This is a genomic window from Pseudomonas sp. FSL L8-0168 (assembly GCF_037976155.1).
Classification (GTDB): Bacteria; Pseudomonadota; Gammaproteobacteria; order Pseudomonadales; family Pseudomonadaceae; genus Aquipseudomonas; species Aquipseudomonas paracarnis.
In genome coordinates this window covers 2,496,770-2,513,414 of sequence record NZ_CP150262.1, presented here as the reverse complement: position 1 = coordinate 2,513,414, position 16,645 = coordinate 2,496,770, and the positions used below count along the sequence as shown (strand labels likewise).

Here is a 16,645-nt window from a genome sequence, read left to right as displayed (position 1 = left end):
GTTTCACTCTTGTTTTTGTCTCGGTCCTGAGTTGAGCCCCGGTCAGTGTGGGAGCTGGCTTGCCTGCGATGGCGCCTACAAGACCGCCATCGCAGGCAAGCCAGCTCCCACAAGGGGGCGTGTCAACTCAGGGAAATAATCAGCGGGTCGACACTGGGCGTTTCACCCACACTGGCGACAGGCTCGAACCTGAGCCGGTGACGTACAACACCGCCGCTTCACCGCGTTCCAACGCAACCGGCTTCACATCGCCGACTTTCTTGTCACCGTCATACAACGCCAGGCTTACCTTCACCGGGTTGATCTCACGCTCGCCACGGCCCTTGGCAGCCACCGACTTGACCACATCGGTCTTGCCGTCGGCGGTCTTCAAGGTCAGGGCCTTGTCGCTGAGGTTCTGCACGCGCACCAGGGATTTCTGCTTGTTCTTGAACGGTGGCTCTTCGATCAACTGCGGCTGGCCGCTGCCGCTGTTGACCAGGGTGTAGTAGTGGTCGGCGGCCAGCTTGACCGGCAGGGTCTGGCTGCCGACCTTGGCGCTGTAGTCACCGCCCGGCATGAAGCTGAAGTCGCTGCTGGCCAGTGGCGCAACGTCGCTGAGGTTGGTGCTGCCGACGGTGGCGCTGACTTCCTGGTTGCTGGCGTTGTAGATACGCACAAAGCTGGAGCCTTTTGGTGCAGTCGGGCCGTATAGGGCGGCGTCACCGGCAGCGAAGGCCGACAGGGATACGACGCTCAGGCCTGCTGCGATAGCCAGGGTTTTAGCGAGACGACGAGGAGTAGTAGTGAAAGTCATGTGAGTTACCTCTCTTTCAGTTTTGCGCCCGGTCGGGCGTCTCGGATTTAGGTGTGTTGATTGCCATGTTCTGTTGGCGCGAACCGGCTTGTTTAAGCTGCGCAACCCAGGCTGGGTCGGCATCACCGATTTCGTTGTTGATAGGCAGATAACGTTCAGGAAACTCCCAGATCAGCACCTGAGGCGGGCTGTTCTTGAAGTCGTCACTTTTGAGGTAGCTGAGCATCGGCAGGATCGGGCCGTGGCCATCTTCGGCGTAGCTGACCACGTCGCTGTGCAAGGCTTGTTTGAGCGCACCCACGAAGTTCCAGTTGGGGTTGGCGCTGTAGCTGGTGCCCACCAGGGCCACCGGCGTTTCGCTGTCGCTGAACAGCGCGTCATCACCTTTCTCTTCGGCCAGGTGGGTGACGCGTTTTTCCAGCGGCTCTTTAGGTGGCATCAGGTTTTCGAACAGCGGGTCCAGGGGCAGGAACAAACGCAAGTCACCTTTATGTGGCTCGGTTTTCTCAGCCTCGGTGACAAAACGCTGCGGCTCGCCGCTCAGTGGGGTTTTGTCGGCAATCGCCTTGGCCAATTGCTTGGCGGCGACTTCGGCACCGTCCGGTGTCCAGTGAGTATCGGTGCGCAGGAACACTTGCTTGCCGGCGAGCTTGGCCTGTTGCAGCGGGCCGAGCAGATCTGGAGCTGGAATGTTGTCCGCCGCCACTCGGGCATGGAAGTCCTGGTACAGGTTGGCGTGCACGCTGGCCGGTTTGACTTCACCCAAATGCTCCGGATACAGGCGTACCTTGGCCGGCACGATCGCCATCACCAGTTGGATACCCTGGGCCTTGAGCTTCTGGCGCACGCCTTCGACCAGCGCGTAGTTGCCTTGCAGGTTCTGGTCTTCGTTGACGGCGGGGTTGAATTCCTCGTCGCTGTACAGCCAGTGATCGCGGCCCAGCACCACGCCAGGGCGGCCTTCATTGAACAGCTTGTAGTCCAGCGCCGCCCACAGGTTGGTGCCCAGGCGCTTGATCGGGAACTCGTCGTCGTAGTGGGTCTCGACGGCTTTGGTCCAGCGACCGTTGAGCACGGTGGCATCGGCGTTGGTGCTGAAGCCAAAGAAGCTGCGCAGCGACCAGGCGCCAAGTGCCAGCAACAGCACCAGGAACAGGCTTATGTAGAGGACGCGTAATGAACGGGTCATGGTCGGCTCCCTCAGAATTGGAAGTAAAGGAACGGCGAGAAACTCTGCGCCGACAGTTTCAGGATCGACGCCACGAACAGCAGAAGCACCGCAGCGCGCATGGCGTAGCGTGGCCAGTCAGCGGTCCAGTAGGCCGGTTGCACGGCAGCGTCACGGCCCACGCTGAAACCGGGCTCGTGGATGCTGCCAGGGTTGTCGCCCGGTACGGCCTTGATCAGGCTCGGGTCGGCTGGCTTGGCCTTGTCGGCAGGGCGGTTGGTGTAGAAGTCGCGCAGGCCGAAGAACGCCAGCGTTGCATAGGCCACCACCAGGGTTGCCACTTGCAGGCCGGTAAGGTTGGCGCGGTTGAGTTCCGACAGTGACCACTCGCCAAAGCTGAACATCGCACCGTACATACGCCCGGCAACGTGCAGGTTTTCGGCGCGGAAGATCACCCAGCCCATTACCACCAGCAGGAAGGTAAAGGCCCAGCGCAGCACATTGAAACTGCGCGGTGCGGTGTTCAGCCCGATGGCTTTTTCAATCGCCAGCCACATGCCGTGCCAGGCGCCCCATACGATGTAGGTGATGTTCGCGCCGTGCCACAGGCCACCGAGCAGCATGGTCAGGAACAGGTTGCGGTAAGTGGTCAGGGTGCCTTTGCGGTTGCCGCCCAGGGTGATGTACAAGTAGTCACGCAGCCAGGTGGACAGGCTGATGTGCCAGCGCCGCCAGAACTCGGTGATCGACTGGCTGATGTAGGGCTGCTTGAAGTTTTCCATGAAGCGAAAACCCATCATCAAGCCCAAGCCAATGGCCATGTCGCTGTAGCCGGAGAAGTCGAAGTACAGCTGCGCGGTATAGGCCAGCGCGCCGAGCCAGGCATCGCCTGTAGTGGGGTTTTGCAGGGCGAAGCAATGGTCGGCCACCACCGCCAGGGTGTCAGCAATAAAGACCTTCTTGATGAAACCCTGCATGAACCGCGTGCAGCCCTCGGAGAATTTATCCAGGGTGTGGGTGCGGTTGTTGAACTGATCGGCCAGGTCGCGAAAGCGCAGCACGGGACCGGCGATCAGGTGCGGGAAAATCGCCACGAACGCCGCAAAGTCGATGAGGTTGCGGGTCGCCGGGGTGTCGCCACGGTACACGTCGATGATGTAGCTGATGGACTCGAAGATGTAGAACGAGATCCCGATCGGCAACAGCACGTGAGTGAGGATGAACGGCTCCAGGCCTGCCGACTTCATCATTACATTGATGCTGTCGACGCCGAAGTTGGCGTACTTGAAGTAGCCGAGGATGCACAGGTCGACCGCCACCCCGAGCAACAGCCAGCGCTGCGCTGGCTTGGTGCGTACACCGGCGGCACCGACCTTGAGGCCGATCCAGTAATTCCACAGGGTCACTGCGGCGAACAGCGCCAGGAAGTCCACTCGCCACCAGGCGTAGAACACGTAGCTGGCAATCAGCAGCAGCAGATTGCGATAGCGTTGCCCGCTCAAGTAGTACAAGCCGAGAAAGATCGGCAAGAACAGAAACAGGAACACATTGGACGAGAAAACCATCCCGATCTCTCCATGTTTAACCAATAGTCAAGGGCCAGAGCCCCCCCAAACCCCCCACGATGTCGGGGGAGGCTGTGATCGTTCCCACGCTCTGCGTGGGAATGCCTCTTGTGGCGCTCTGCGCCACGCTTTGGGACGCACAGCGTCCCGTGCTGCATTCCCACGCAGAGCGTGGGAACGATCAGCGACTAGCTGCCTTTGTTGCCTTTTTCATGCGCCGGGTCGTAGACCTTGGTCAGGTCACCGCCCAGGCGGAAGGTCTTGAACGGTTGCATGCCATGCTTGCGTTCGATCACATCCGGGGCGCAGGTGTAGAGGGTGCAGAAGGGCTCAAGCCAGGCAAATTTCATGTCTTCCTTGAGGTCCTTCATGTCCTGCTCTTTGCCGTTCTTCTGCTCGAAGATGTCCGGGTCTTTCACCCCGGCCAGCACCTTGTCGCCCAGGCGCTTGAGCGCGCTGTTGTTTTCCTGGCGCAGGTCCACGCCGTTGACCAGCGCAAAACTGGCGATCATCGACAGCGGCGGCAGCGCGTAGTTGTGGTACGACAGGGCGCGTTGCTGGCGCTTCAATTCGTTCGGCAGGAAACCCTGGTCATCGACCTGGTTCACGCCGACCTTGTATTCCTTCACCGCCCAGTCAAACAGGTCGCGGCGGTTGGTAGCGATGGACGTTGCCATCACCGACCAGGCGGCCCAGTACGAGTGGTTGTTAGTTTTTTCCAGGGGCAGGTTGTCCCAGTCGCTCACCACCTGGTCGGCCAGCTTGTTGAACCAGGCTTCGATCTGCTGGGCTTCCTGCGGGTGCTTGGCCAGTGGCTGCGACTCGGAGAACTTCAGGCGCACATAGGCCGAGGCCATGCTGCCCAGCGCCCATTTGCGCATGGACTTGCCGGTGTGATTGAAGTCCTTGGACATCAACGCATCGGCCTTGGCCCATGACACCAGCCAGTTCAGGGTGCATTCGAGCTGCTGTGGACGGCCGTCGCGCATGAACTGCATCACCCGTTTGCTGGTGTCTTTTTCCAGCTTGGTGATGTCGGCGGTGCTGTCGCGAAAGGCTTTTTCCGACTGCACATTCAGGGTCGAACGGGCCTTGTCGGAACCTTCGTACTTACTGCGAAACTGCAACGGCCCGGTGTAGGGCGTTGGCATGCTGTCGCAATCATTCTTGAAGTCGCCGGTCTTGAACGCTTCGATCGGTGCGAAATAGCCCTGGGGTGGACGCAGTGGCGCCGCTGCATTGACGGAACCTGCGAACATGGCCAGGCCCAGCAGGCCAGGGAGCAATAACTTTTGCATAAGTAACCTCACTTCCCGAGTTGGGCGGTCTGCTGACCACCGCTTGGGAATACGTTGCGTGTGCAAATTTTCGCTTCAACCTTCTGCGCCGCAGCGCCCGCTTCGGGGCCCTGCACTTCCACGGCCAGCAAGTTCTGCGAGGCCCAGTCTTCATCGGTGCGCAGTTCAAAGGCGAAACGCCCGTCTGTATCGGATGTTTCGGGTTTCTCGATCTTGATGTCCTCGTGGCGCCCGTTCATGTACCAGAGGGTGGCTTGCAAGGTTTTCACCGACGGATCGGCGAAGCGGATATCGACCTGATGGTTGGCGTTGCGCAGGTCTTTGTTCGCGCTGTTGACCATCAGTTCGTTTTTGCCCGGTTTGAGCGTGGTGCTGGCCGACATCTGCGCGGTCTTGCCTTCGCAACCGTTGTCCAGCAGCGCCATCATCTGGCGGTAGATGGTTTCCTGGTCGAGACGGTACAGCGGCGAGAATTCCCAGATCAGGATCTTCGGCGGGGTCTTCTGGAATTCGTCGCTGCCCAGGTACTGCAGCATCGAACCTTCCAGGCCACCGCCGGGGAAGGCGACGTTGAGGATGTCGGCCCCGATTTCCTCTTCCAGGAAACCGGCGAAGTTGTAGTTCTTGCCACTGTGGCTGGTGCCCACCAGCGTGATCTGCGGGTTGCCCGAATCGCCGAACAGGTCGCCGTCACCGGCTTCGCCCTTGGGCTCGGTGGTGAACTGGTCCATGTACTGGATCGCATAGCTGGTGCCACACAGTTGCCCGGCCATGTTGTGCAGGGTGCCGGTCTTGCCCATGCGGCCCGAGCGCTTGGTCTCGAACTCACGCTTGGGAATCTCGGCATATTCCGGCATCTGCTTGACCTTGGCCGCGACGATTTTCGCGGTGCGCTGGGCGCCGTACGGAGTCCAATGCTGGTCGCCACGGAAGTAGAAATCGTGGGCTGGCAATTCATCCGGCAGTTGTTCGTTGGTCAGCGGCGACAGGTCTGGTACCACGTAGCCCATCTTGGCGAAGCGGCCGAGCATGGTTTTGTAGTTGCCTAGGGCTTTGTCGAAGTCGAACGAGGCTTTCTCCGCCGGGTTGAGCTTGTTGCGGTTCACCAGGCCACGGGTCGGCTGGTAGACCACCACCAGTTCCACGCCCTTGCTCTTGAACGCATCGTGCAACTGCTGCATGCGCTTGTAGCCGGCCGGGGTGGTGTCGAACTCGGTGCGCAGGTCTTCCTGGGTACGGAACAGCCAGTCGCCCTGGGCTTGCACCAGGGTGGTGAAGTTCTGCTGGTAGCGCGTGGTGTAGTTCTTCGCGTCATGGGCGGCGGGGCATAGGCTGCAGCAGGGTTCAGCGGTGAAGGTAGGAGCTTTGACTTCATCGGCGCGTACGCCCTGGCTGGCCGCCAGCAGGCCGAGGGTCAGACCCGAGAGGCTCAGCAGTTTGATCATGTGTGGGTGCATAAGGGTCATCCTCAGTCCTGCAATTCGGTCTGGCGTTCGACGGGGTCGATCAGCACGGCTTTCTGCTGGCGAACCAGCAGGTCGAGAATTTCTTCCTGGCGGTCGCCCAGGATGCCGGAGAAGCTGATGCCGCTGGATTTGGTCGGCGCCAGCATCGACACGCGATACAGCTCGATACTCAACGGCGAGTCGATGGACAGCGGCCCGCTGCCGTTACCCGCCAGTTCACCGCCGACCACGATCAGCGAGACCTTGGCGTCGAACGGGTCGAGGGCGATGTCGCGGTCGGTGTCGGTCAAGTCCTTGATGTGGCCGTACACGCCGGTCAGCCCGTTGGCCATCGAGGTGTTTTCGTAGAGCTTGATGTTCACGCTGTTACGCACGCGGATCCCGTGGCGACGGTTGCTGATCACCTTGTTGCCCCACAGCAGGTTGTCGCCGCTCTCATAGAGGGTGATGCCGTCGGTGTGGTTGCGGTAGATCTCGTTGTCGGCGATCAGGTTGTTCACGCTGTTACGGTCGATCACCAGGCCCGAAAGCTTGTTGTCATAGCTGCGGTTGTTGAAGATAAAGCTGTCGTTCACTTCCCGGGAAATGATGATGCCGTGCTTCTTCTTGGTGCCGTACACGGTGTTGTCCGCGATGATCAGGCCGTGAGAACGGTCATGGGGGTCAATGCCGTAGACGATGTTGTCTTTGTAGGTATTGCCCTTGATCACAAAGCCCGTGGTCTCGTAGCAGTAGAAGCCGTACCACATGTCCGAGAACTCGGAGTCGATGATCCAACCGGTCGGCTCGGGGCGCTTGAGCACCTTGGCCATGTTCGGCGTGTACTGGGAAATACTCACCCCGTACGACTTACTGTTGGCGTAGCCGAAGCTGGCCATCTTGGTTTTTGAGATGTAGGTCTCGGTGCCGCCCCAGGCCAGCAGGAACGGGCGGAATTCCTTGGCCGACTTGAACAGCGCCGGACCGTTGGTTTTTTCATCCCAGCCGGTGACCTTGGTGTCACGCACGAACAGCTGGCCGTCGTTGATCAAAAACGCGCCGGCTTGTTGGGACAGGCGCAGTTCCTGGGTGTTCTTGTCGATATCGAGGATGCCTTTACGGCCCACCACGATCGGCAACTTGGCCAGGAACACACCCGGCGACGTTTCGCTGAAGTACTGCTTGGGCACTTTGCCCAGCAGGTCCTTGAGGTTCATGTAGCCGTCATCGACGAAGATCGCCTGGGGAATGCCATGCTGGCGCACCACCCATTCGGCCATCTTGTTATCGCCGCCGATAAAGTCCTTGAGCGCGTCTTCTTGCATCATGCGGCGGATGCTGATTTTGCCCGCCTTGGTCTTGACGATTTTCTTTTCCATCGCCTGCGCGGTGTAGCCCGACAGGTCGGGCAGCGCCGGCTTGGCCATTTCCAGCGGCGCGGTAGGCGGGCTGGAGATGGTGTAGGTTTTGGCCTGTTGCAGTTCCTTGGCGATGATCGGCGCCTTGGCCGCCGTATCGGCAAACGCTGTGGCGCTGGCCATCAGCATTGCCGCGACGAGTAGGCTTTGAGCATTCATGGCGCAGGCTCCCATCAGAATTTCCAGACCACGTCGACAAACGCGCGGTGCATGTAGGAGTCGACCTGGCTGCCATAGGCATCGCCGGGCTTGAACACGCCGGCACGCAAACGCACCAGGGCTGAAGGCTCGTCGATCGACTGGCTCAGCGCCGCTGGCAGCAAGCCTTTCTTGAAGTACTTGGTGACCACCAGGTCCATTTCTTGGCCGAGGTCTTTCTTGCCGTCTTCCAACGGCAGGGAGGTGCTGGAGAGGATCGCGCCGGTGACGTCATCGGTGTTGTTCTGCACCGCGTCGATGCCGTTGCTGCCCACCGGCTTGTTGCCGTCCACGCGCCAGAACTTGTGGTACACCAGGCTGGCGTCGTAGTCCTCGCGCAGTTGCCAGGAACCGAACAGGCTCATGGACTGCATGTTGTTCATTTCGCCGCGAAACGCTTCGCCGAAGCGATGCACACGGGACTGGGTGCCGGTCCAGTTCGAACGGTTGCTTTGCAGGCCGTTCTGTTCGTATTCGGCACTGGCGCGCGAGTACGCGGCACCCACTTGCCACTGCGGATCCAGGCGCAGGCGCACGCCGATATCGGTGGCCCAGCCGCTGGCGTCATCGCTGCGTTTGGCGGAGGTGGGGCGGCTGCCGTCGGCGTTCAAGGCGTTGACCTTGTCGCGGTCGCCTTTCATGCCGGTGATGCTCGCCCAGTAGTTGACGGTGTTGGTGTTGCGCCAGTTGTAGGCGTCGCTATTGGCTTCGATGCCCAGCCAGGTGAGGTCGCCGTTTTCGCGCTTGTCCAGCGGGTCGCTGGCCACACCCGGTTCGGCGTAGTCGAGCTTGCCGTCGTCGTGGGTGTGGTGGCCGCGCAGGCCGATCCACTGGCCCGGTGTCCACTGGTAGGCGGCGTCGGCGTAGAAGTGCTGGCGGTCCTTGTCGACCGGCGACAATTCCTTAAGGTCGGTGCGGTATTCGCTGAAGCGTTCGGCGGCGCCGACATTGGCCTTGAGCAAGGTGGTGTCGAAGGTCCAGTTCAACGCTTCGATGTTGGTGTCGCGCCACTGGCCGTCGTCATTGCGCAGGCGCTGGCGGCCGAACTTGAGGATCTCGCCGGGGTAGGGCGTGAAGCCGCTGTAGCCGACCCAGAACTCACGCAGGGCCAGGTAGTTTTTCTTGGCCTTGCGGTCGTCGTTGCTCGACTGCTGCTCGGTGGTGTCATCGGCCGACTGTTGCAGGGTGTCGGTCTCGATGATGTCGCTGGACACCACTGCCTGGCCCATGGCGTAGGCGCTCCACGCGCCGCTTTCGCCGTAGATCCAGGGGCGCAGGTCGAGGCCGATGCCGTTGACGTCGCCGCCTTTCTGGGTGCCCAGGTCGCGGTCGTCTTCAGACTGCGCGGTGGCTTTGACTTCCAGGCCGAAGTTCTTCGCTTCGGTGAGCGCGGCCAGGGTCGGGCACGACCACAGCAGGGCGAAGGACAGGCCGATACCGGCCTTGACGAATGGGTTGAGCTTCATAGGGATTCCTCGCCGTCTTCTTCTTGCAGGGCGTGCAGTTGCAGCGTGCTTTGGGCCAGGGTGCCGCGGGCGGCCAGTTCCTGTTGCACCAGGCGTTGGCCTTCGGCGCGTTGCGCAGGCGTCAGCGGCGCTTCGAGCTGGGTGGCCAGGTCATTGGCTTCTGGCGTGTCCTGGGCCTTGGCCAACTGGCTGAAGACATAGGCGTTCAATGGGTCGGGCTTGGTGCCCTTGCCTTGGGAAAACAGTTGGGCAATGGCGAAGTCGGCGCTGTTCTGGCCGTTGCGCGCTGCGGTCAGCAGGTGGTCCAAGGCTTTTTGCGGGTATACCTTGCCCAGGTAGCCACGGCGGTAGATCTGGCCGAGGTAGTAATCTGCGGCCACTTCACGGCCCACGGCTTTTTCGAAATGCGCCTCGGCGGCCTTGGCATCGGCGGGCACCCACTTACCTTCGTAGTAGAGCTTGCCCAGCAGCAATTCGGCGCGTGGCTGGTCGGCGGCGCGGCCGTTGTCCAAGTACTTCATCATCTGCTCGACATCGCCCAGTTCGGGGAAGTCGTAGAGCAGTTGCGCCAGGCTGACCCAGGACGCCGGGTAGCCGGGGGCGATTTTTTCCAGCAACGCCTGGGCGGTTTTCTCGTCCGGGGTACCGAGGGTGGCATCGCCGAGTACGCGGGCGACGCTGTCGACGCGCTGGGCGGTGACGGTGCCACGGCTTACGCCTGCTTCCATTTGCTTGAGCAGTTCGGCCTGTTGTTCCGGCTGCTGTTTTTTCTGATAGACCGTGGCCAGTTCGACGTAGCAGATATCGGTGGTGTTCAGCGCGGCTTTGCAGATGCGCTCCACATCATCCAGATGCTGGTCGTAGGTACCCTGGGTGCGATACAGCAGCACCTGGGCCAGGCCGGCCTCCGGGTAACCCGCCGCCTGCCATTGGCTGATCTGCTGTTGGGCATTCACATTGGGGAAGCTGTGGGGGTATTGCAGGTACAGCATCGCCAGCGGGATCAAGGTGTTGCCTTCGCCATTGGCAAAGGCTTTTTTCAGTAGGCTTTCGGCTTCATGGTGCTCGGCCTCAGTGGCGCCCGGCTTGGCCGCCAACAGGCGACCCAGGCGTGCCTGGGCGCGGGGCGAGGTGTCTGCGGCCGCACGGTAGGTGGCTTCGGCCTGCTTGATTTGCGCTGGGTCGCGGGTGCCGACCTGGATATCGGCCAGGCCCACCTGGGCCTCGCTGTAGCCCAGTTCCGCCAGTTGCTGGTAATTCTGCTGGGCGGTGACGGTGTCGCCGCGTTTCAGCGCTTCATTGGCCAGGCGCTGGTCGGGCAGGCCGGCGCAACCGGCCAGGCTTACGGCCAGTGCCAGTGCCAGCGCGCAGTACGCAGAGGCCAGGTGAAATCTGCTCTGTGTGGGAGCTGGCTTGCCTGCGATGGCATCGCTGCGGTGCAACTGATGCACCGAGTCGCCTGCATCGCGGGCAAGCCCGGCTCCCACAGAGGTCAGCGGTGTTGTTGGAATAGAGTTCACAGGCATGTCCTCGCTTACAGACCGTGAGCCATGGCTTTGTCGATCAGCCAGTTCAGCGATGGGCCACGGTCGCTGGTGACTTCCACCGGGCGGCCGGCGTAGGTGCTGTCCAGCGGTGCGTCGGGCTTGATCTGCACACGGATGTCAGAGGACAGGTCGGCGCTGTTCAGGCTGGTGCTGCTGACGATGGTGCCGGTGCGAACCTGTTCTTCGTCGGCGACCTGGAAGCTCACCGGGGTACCTGGGCGCACATCACCGAACTGGCGATAGCTGAAGCGCGCTTCCACATTGGCCTGGCTGCCGCGTGGCACCAGTTGGAAGATCACATCGCCCTTGCTGGCGTACTGGCCGTCGGCGACCAGTTGCTGGGCGACCACGCAGTCGCACGGCGAAGTCAGGGTGCCGGTCATTTGCTTGCCGAACAGCTCTTCAACCTTGGCCGGTTGCAGTTGGTCTTCGTCCAGGTGGCCCTTGAGTACGTCGAGCATACTGGTGCTGAACGTCGCCAGTGGCGCGCCCTTGGCCGCAACCGAATCACCTTTGAGCAGGCTCTGCACGGTGCCGTCACGGGGCATGGTCACGTTCATGCCCGGTACGCTGACGAGGCCGGCCTGGGCGTGGCTGACGAAGTACATGCCGTAGAGCGACTTGACCACAAAGCCGAAGGCCGCCAGGCCGACCAAAAAGATCGCCAGGCTGAATGTCACGGCGCGCAGGCGACCGAACGCAGTCATGCCGCTGCCGCCGTCCTTGACCTTGCGTGCCTTGGTGAAGTTGTCGCGTTGCAGGGTCGCGAGTACGTCGCCCATGGTCACGATGTCGCCGGACAGGTGCGAAGTGATCAGGTGACGCAGGGTAGAAATATCCTGGGCATCGAGGTTCTGGAACTGGCAGCCGGTGCGGCCGGTCTGGCGGTCGTAGGAGCGGATCTGCAGCTCCACGTCCATGGCCAGGCCGAGGTTGTCGATCACGAACTGCAGGCGGCCCTTGTGCACTTGGCCGATGGTGAGCGGCTGGGTGGCGGTGAAGGCCAGGCCGCCGGCGGACAGGTCGATAACCTTTGCTTCGGTCGGCGTGCGGTCACTGTTGAAGAAGCGCAGCTTGGCCGGGATTTTCACCCGGGCGTGTTGGCGCTGGGCTTCGGATTCGTGGACAACGTTGGCGTTTACTTGGCTGTTCATAGTATTCGATTTCCTAGTTAATTCAGGCTTGGCAGGGTCAGACCATCATCAGCAACACGGCAACGAAGATGCTGCCGGCGGAGAAGGTCATGGTCCGAGACGACCAGGTGTTGAACCAACGTTGAAAGCTGGCCAAATCGCGGGTCAGTTTGGTGTCCTGGCGGGTCCAGGACTGTTGATCAAGGCGGAAGAACACGTAGATCTTCACCAACGCGCCCATGATCTGGTTGTAATAGAGAATCAGCGGGTAGGCCGGGCCGATCTTGTGGCCGGAGCACGACAGCAGCAGGGTGAGGATCAGGCGGGTGATGCCGATCCACAGCAGGTAGGCGAGGATGAAGGCGCCGCCGTACTTGAAAGTGGCAATCATCGCTACGGTCAGGCCGAGCAGGGAGGTCCACATCGACACGCGCTGGTCGAACAGCACCACGCTGGTGAACAGGCCCAGGCGACGCACGCCCAGGCCGAGGGCACGGGAGTTCTGGCGCAAGTTGTTGCCGTACCAGCGGAACATCAGTTTGCGGCTGGCCTTGATAAAGCTCTTTTCCGGCGGGTGTTCCACGGTGTTGATGGCGGCGTCCGGCACGTAGAAGGTGTCGTAGCCCAGGCGCATCAGGCTGAACCAGCTGGACTTGTCATCGCCGGTGAGGAACTTGAAGCGGCCCAGGCGCCAGTGTTGCAGCGAGTCGCTTTCCACGTCGGCGATAAAGCCCGGGTCAGTCACTACGCTGGCGCGGAATACCGACATGCGCCCGGTCATGGTCAGCACGCGCTTGGACAGGGCCATGGAGCACATGTTGATGTGGCGTTGGGCAAAGCGCAGCTTGTGCCACTCGCTCATGATGTAGCCGCCGCGCACTTCGCAGAATTCGTTGGTGGTCAGGCCACCGACATTGCCGAACAGCTGGAACCACGGCACGGTCTTGCGCACGACGCCTTCGGCGAGCACGGTGTCGCCATCGATCACGGCCACCACGGCGCGATCGTCCGGCAGGTGGCGGGAGATGGCGCGGAAACCAAACGCCAGGCCGTCGCGTTTGCCGGTACCGGCGATGCGCACGAAGTCGAGCTTGACGTGAGCCGGCGGGTTGAGCTTTTCCCAGAGGCTCTTGACCAGCAGCTCATCGGACATTTCCACCAGCGAGCACACCACGGTGGTGGGAAAGCCGCAGTCGATGGCTTCACGAATCACCGAGCTGTAGACCTGTGCGGTGGTCAGCGCATCGATACGAAAACTGGTGACCATCAGGAACACATGGGACGGGTCGGCGGCCTTGCCCAGCTTGCGCACTTTGCGGCGCAGGTGCGGGTACACCACGTACAGGAACAGCATGCCGCGAAAGAAATGCGTCGCACCCATCGAGTAGCGCCAGATACCCACAGCGCCAATCAGGAAAATAAAATTCTTCGATTGCGAATCGAAGGTACTCGCCGGCAACAGCAGGGCGAGACCCATCAGCAGGCTGAGAAAGAACAGCCAGCCGGCCGATTGCAGAAATACATGTTTTAACTTGGACATAAGCGTCATCCGCAAGGTGAGGAGGCTTCAGGCTGCAAGCGCTGGGGATAAAGCCACTGGCAGCCTGAAACTTGCCGTTGCTGTTACCAGCAAATACCTTCGGTACGGCCGCTCACGCTGGTGGCCTTGGACATGAAGCCCACCAGGTCGACCACTTGCTTGCCTTCCGGAGCGTTATGCGCCAGGGCACGGAACTTCTCGTCACGGTTACCGAGGATGATCACGTCGGAGTTGTTGATCACATCATCGAAATCCGAGTTGAGCAGGGACGACACGTGCGGGATCTTGCCTTCGATGTAGTCCTTGTTCGCGCCGTGCACGCGGGCGTATTCGACGTTGCTGTCGTAGATGCTCAGATCGTAGCCCTTGCCGATCAGCATTTCTGCCAGCTCTACCAGCGGGCTTTCACGCAGGTCATCGGTGCCGGCCTTGAAGCTCAGACCCAGCAGCGCAACTTTGCGTTTGTCGTGGCTGGAGACGATGTCGAAGGCGTTCTGTACCTGGGACTCGTTGCTGCGCATCAGCGAGTTGAGCAGCGGTGCTTCCACGTCCAGCGAGCCGGCGCGGTAGGTGAGGGCACGCACGTCTTTGGGCAGGCACGAACCGCCGAAAGCGAAACCTGGGCGCATGTAGTACTGGGACAGGTTGAGGGTCTTGTCCTGGCAGACCACTTCCATCACTTCACGACCGTCAACGCCGACGGCCTTGGCGATGTTGCCGATCTCGTTGGCGAAGGTGACTTTGGTGGCGTGCCATACGTTGCAGGTGTACTTGATCATTTCGGCAACGGCGATGTCCTTGCGGATGATCGGCGCGTCGAGTTCTTCGTACAGCGATTGCAGCACATCGCCGGAGGCTTTATCGAACTCGCCGATAACGGTCATCGGTGGCAGGTCGTAGTCGGCGATGGCAGTGGATTCACGCAGGAATTCGGGGTTGACCGCAACGCCGAAGTCGACGCCGGCTTTCTTGCCGGAGCAATCTTCCAGGATCGGGATTACCACGTTGGCGACAGTGCCCGGCAGTACGGTGCTGCGCACCACGATGGTGTGGCGGGTGGTCTTGTCACGCAGCACAAAACCGATCTCGCGGCATACCGACTCGATGTAGTTCAGTTCCAGGTCACCGTTCTTCTTGCTTGGCGTGCCGACGCAAATCATCGACAGGTCGGTATCGCGAATCGCCTCGGCGAAGTTGGTAGTGCCACGCAGTCGGCCCGTCTGGATACCCTGGCTCAACAGCTCGCCCAGACCCGGTTCAACAATCGGCGACTTACCGGCATTGATCAGGTCGATCTTTTCCTTGGAAATGTCTACGCCGACCACTTCGTGGCCACGGGCAGACAGGCAACCGGCACACACTGCGCCAACGTAACCCAAACCAAATATGCTGATGCGCATCGCAATTACCTCTTTGTTTAATTCATGCCATTAAATGGCCGGAGTTCATGTTTGCAAGCGTCACTGATGCCGCGAAAGTTAGGCGAATAGACGCCGACTTACCGCGTGCAGGCATGTTGAATAACGAGTGACTAACTATTGCACTCAAGTTGTGCGCAACGAGGCCTTATTATTGGGGCTTGCCCTGAAATGCAGCCGTGCTTCCTTGGAGGAAGGCTCCGGCGCCGGTGCGGCAAGGTTTTGATGCAGGCAAAATGCCTTTTTTATCAATGCCTTGTGTGTTTGCACGGGCTCATTTAGGTCAGCGCTGCCTTGGCCTGCAGGGGATAGCAATGCGTACTTATCGCCACCCTTAACTCGATCAGTTGATGTTATGACCATAGAGCCAAAGTGCTTTATGACAACTTGGCTACTTCCGTTGGTCGCTATGTAAGTCATCTCTTACGTAAGCAGAGAATTTCGTTACCGGTGGTATGAGCGGTGCTTCAGGACGAAGTTCCGGGCCACTCATCCCCTTTCCCGAAATTTTTTGAAATATTAGAAAAGATGGCACTGGTACTATATTGATAGCACTTGCTATTTAGGCCAGTAGTTATGGGGAGTTGGTGCGAGGGGATAGTTTTGTGCCACTACCGTTTAAAAAAAGTGGTGCCACTACGAAAAAAACCGACGGGTGTCGAGTGAAGAAATCGTTAGGGTTGTGTCTGGATGTTTTTCTGGCGCCAAATAAATGACGATTGATGGGGTGGAATGCAGGCAAAAAATGTGGGAGCTGGCTTGCCTGCGATAGCGGTGTATCAGCGACATGTGAGTCGGCTGACCCTCCGCTATCGCAGGCAAGCCAGCTCCCACAGTTGATGTTGGGGGCTGTACAGGCCTTATTCCGGTGCGTGATCGCGCAAAAACACCAGGTTATCCGGCTTGGATTGCTCCGCATTGAAGCGATAACCCTGCACATCGAACTGCTTGAGCTTGGCCGGGTCGTTGATGCGTTCTTCAATCACAAAACGGCTCATCATGCCTCGGGCCTTCTTCGCGTAGAAGCTGATGATCTTGTACTGGCCGTTCTTCAGGTCCTTGAACTCGGTGTTGATGATCCGCGCGTTCAAGGCCGTGCGCTTGACTGCCGAGAAGTACTCATTGGAGGCCAGGTTAAGCAGCACATCGTCGCCTTGTTCGGCCAGGGCCTCATTCAACCATTCGCTGATGCGTGTGCCCCAGAACGCGTAAAGGTCCTTGCCGCGGGCGTTGGCCAGCTTGGTGCCCATCTCCAGGCGATACGGCATCATCAGGTCCAGCGGACGCAGCAGGCCGTACAGGCCCGAGAGCATACGCAGATGGTCCTGGGCATAGCTGAAATCGGCCTCGCTGAAAGTCTCGGCATTCAGGCCGGTATACACATCGCCCTTGAACGCCAGCAGCGCCTGCTTGGCGTTGGCCGGAGTGAAGGCCGGCGTCCAGCTGCCGAAGCGCGCGGCGTTGAGGCCACCGATCTTGTCGGAGACGTGCATCAACTCACTGATTTGCGCCGGGCTCAGTTCGCGCAGTTGCTCGATCAGTTCCTGGGAGTGGTCCAGGTACTGCGGCTGGGTGAAGCGCGCAGTGACCGGCTTGGACTCGAAGTCGAGGGTTTTGGCGGGGGAAATCACCATCAGCATGAAGTTGGCTCCT

Annotated in this window: 12 protein-coding genes; all 12 read right to left on the bottom strand. The window is 60.3% G+C overall.

Annotation, left to right across the window (positions count from 1 at the left end; all coding sequences use genetic code 11):
* Positions 1-139 precede the first annotated feature (139 nt).
* On the bottom strand, positions 140-796 hold the full coding sequence (locus tag MHH62_RS10965; protein WP_014717000.1) for an alginate O-acetyltransferase AlgF: 657 nt from the start codon (positions 794-796) through the stop codon (positions 140-142).
* Between the two features lie 16 nt (positions 797-812).
* The gene (locus tag MHH62_RS10960; RefSeq protein WP_014717001.1) at positions 813-1,985 is read right to left on the bottom strand and encodes an alginate O-acetyltransferase; all 1,173 of its coding nucleotides are present in this window, start codon (positions 1,983-1,985) and stop codon (positions 813-815) included.
* Positions 1,986-1,996: 11 nt separating this feature from the next.
* Positions 1,997-3,529: an MBOAT family protein gene (locus tag MHH62_RS10955; protein WP_014717002.1), complete on the bottom strand. Its 1,533-nt coding sequence runs from the start codon at positions 3,527-3,529 to the stop codon at positions 1,997-1,999.
* 188 nt (positions 3,530-3,717) lie between these two features.
* Positions 3,718-4,827 carry a mannuronate-specific alginate lyase gene (locus tag MHH62_RS10950; protein ID WP_014717003.1) on the bottom strand — a complete coding sequence of 370 codons (1,110 nt, stop codon included), beginning with the start codon at positions 4,825-4,827 and terminating at the stop codon, positions 3,718-3,720.
* An 8-nt stretch (positions 4,828-4,835) separates the two neighbouring features.
* On the bottom strand, positions 4,836-6,284 hold the full coding sequence (locus MHH62_RS10945; RefSeq protein ID WP_014717004.1) for an alginate O-acetyltransferase: 1,449 nt from the start codon (positions 6,282-6,284) through the stop codon (positions 4,836-4,838).
* An 11-nt stretch (positions 6,285-6,295) separates the two neighbouring features.
* Entirely contained in the window at positions 6,296-7,864 is a 1,569-nt protein-coding gene (algG, locus tag MHH62_RS10940) for a mannuronan 5-epimerase AlgG (protein ID WP_014717005.1), read from the bottom strand.
* Entirely contained in the window at positions 7,864-9,354 is a 1,491-nt protein-coding gene (locus MHH62_RS10935) for an alginate export family protein (protein ID WP_038448984.1), read from the bottom strand. The genes algG and MHH62_RS10935 overlap by 1 nt, the downstream gene beginning before the upstream one ends.
* On the bottom strand, positions 9,351-10,805 hold the full coding sequence (algK, locus tag MHH62_RS10930; protein WP_339233033.1) for an alginate biosynthesis TPR repeat lipoprotein AlgK: 1,455 nt from the start codon (positions 10,803-10,805) through the stop codon (positions 9,351-9,353). The genes MHH62_RS10935 and algK overlap by 4 nt, the downstream gene beginning before the upstream one ends.
* 83 nt (positions 10,806-10,888) lie before the next feature.
* Positions 10,889-12,055 carry an alginate biosynthesis protein Alg44 gene (locus MHH62_RS10925; RefSeq protein WP_014717008.1) on the bottom strand — a complete coding sequence of 389 codons (1,167 nt, stop codon included), beginning with the start codon at positions 12,053-12,055 and terminating at the stop codon, positions 10,889-10,891.
* A gap of 37 nt (positions 12,056-12,092) precedes the next feature.
* A complete protein-coding gene (gene alg8, locus MHH62_RS10920) occupies positions 12,093-13,574 on the bottom strand; it encodes a mannuronan synthase (RefSeq protein WP_003188740.1) in 1,482 nt (493 codons plus the stop codon).
* A gap of 83 nt (positions 13,575-13,657) precedes the next feature.
* The gene (locus MHH62_RS10915; protein WP_014717010.1) at positions 13,658-14,974 is read right to left on the bottom strand and encodes a nucleotide sugar dehydrogenase; all 1,317 of its coding nucleotides are present in this window, start codon (positions 14,972-14,974) and stop codon (positions 13,658-13,660) included.
* An 878-nt stretch (positions 14,975-15,852) separates the two neighbouring features.
* Positions 15,853-16,632, bottom strand: coding sequence for a peroxide stress protein YaaA (yaaA, locus tag MHH62_RS10910; protein ID WP_019817626.1), 780 nt, complete (start codon positions 16,630-16,632; stop codon positions 15,853-15,855).
* Positions 16,633-16,645 lie beyond the last annotated feature (13 nt).

Coding starts and splice junctions, on each gene's coding strand:
- MHH62_RS10915 (WP_014717010.1), bottom strand. CDS start 14,974: ATGCGCATCAGCATATTTGGTTTGGGTTACGTTGGCGCAGTGTGTGCC.
- MHH62_RS10950 (WP_014717003.1), bottom strand. CDS start 4,827: ATGCAAAAGTTATTGCTCCCTGGCCTGCTGGGCCTGGCCATGTTCGCA.
- MHH62_RS10935 (WP_038448984.1), bottom strand. CDS start 9,354: ATGAAGCTCAACCCATTCGTCAAGGCCGGTATCGGCCTGTCCTTCGCC.
- MHH62_RS10955 (WP_014717002.1), bottom strand. CDS start 3,529: ATGGTTTTCTCGTCCAATGTGTTCCTGTTTCTGTTCTTGCCGATCTTT.
- algG (WP_014717005.1), bottom strand. CDS start 7,864: ATGGGAGCCTGCGCCATGAATGCTCAAAGCCTACTCGTCGCGGCAATG.
- MHH62_RS10965 (WP_014717000.1), bottom strand. CDS start 796: ATGACTTTCACTACTACTCCTCGTCGTCTCGCTAAAACCCTGGCTATC.
- MHH62_RS10945 (WP_014717004.1), bottom strand. CDS start 6,284: ATGCACCCACACATGATCAAACTGCTGAGCCTCTCGGGTCTGACCCTC.
- alg8 (WP_003188740.1), bottom strand. CDS start 13,574: ATGTCCAAGTTAAAACATGTATTTCTGCAATCGGCCGGCTGGCTGTTC.
- MHH62_RS10925 (WP_014717008.1), bottom strand. CDS start 12,055: ATGAACAGCCAAGTAAACGCCAACGTTGTCCACGAATCCGAAGCCCAG.
- MHH62_RS10960 (WP_014717001.1), bottom strand. CDS start 1,985: ATGACCCGTTCATTACGCGTCCTCTACATAAGCCTGTTCCTGGTGCTG.
- yaaA (WP_019817626.1), bottom strand. CDS start 16,632: ATGCTGATGGTGATTTCCCCCGCCAAAACCCTCGACTTCGAGTCCAAG.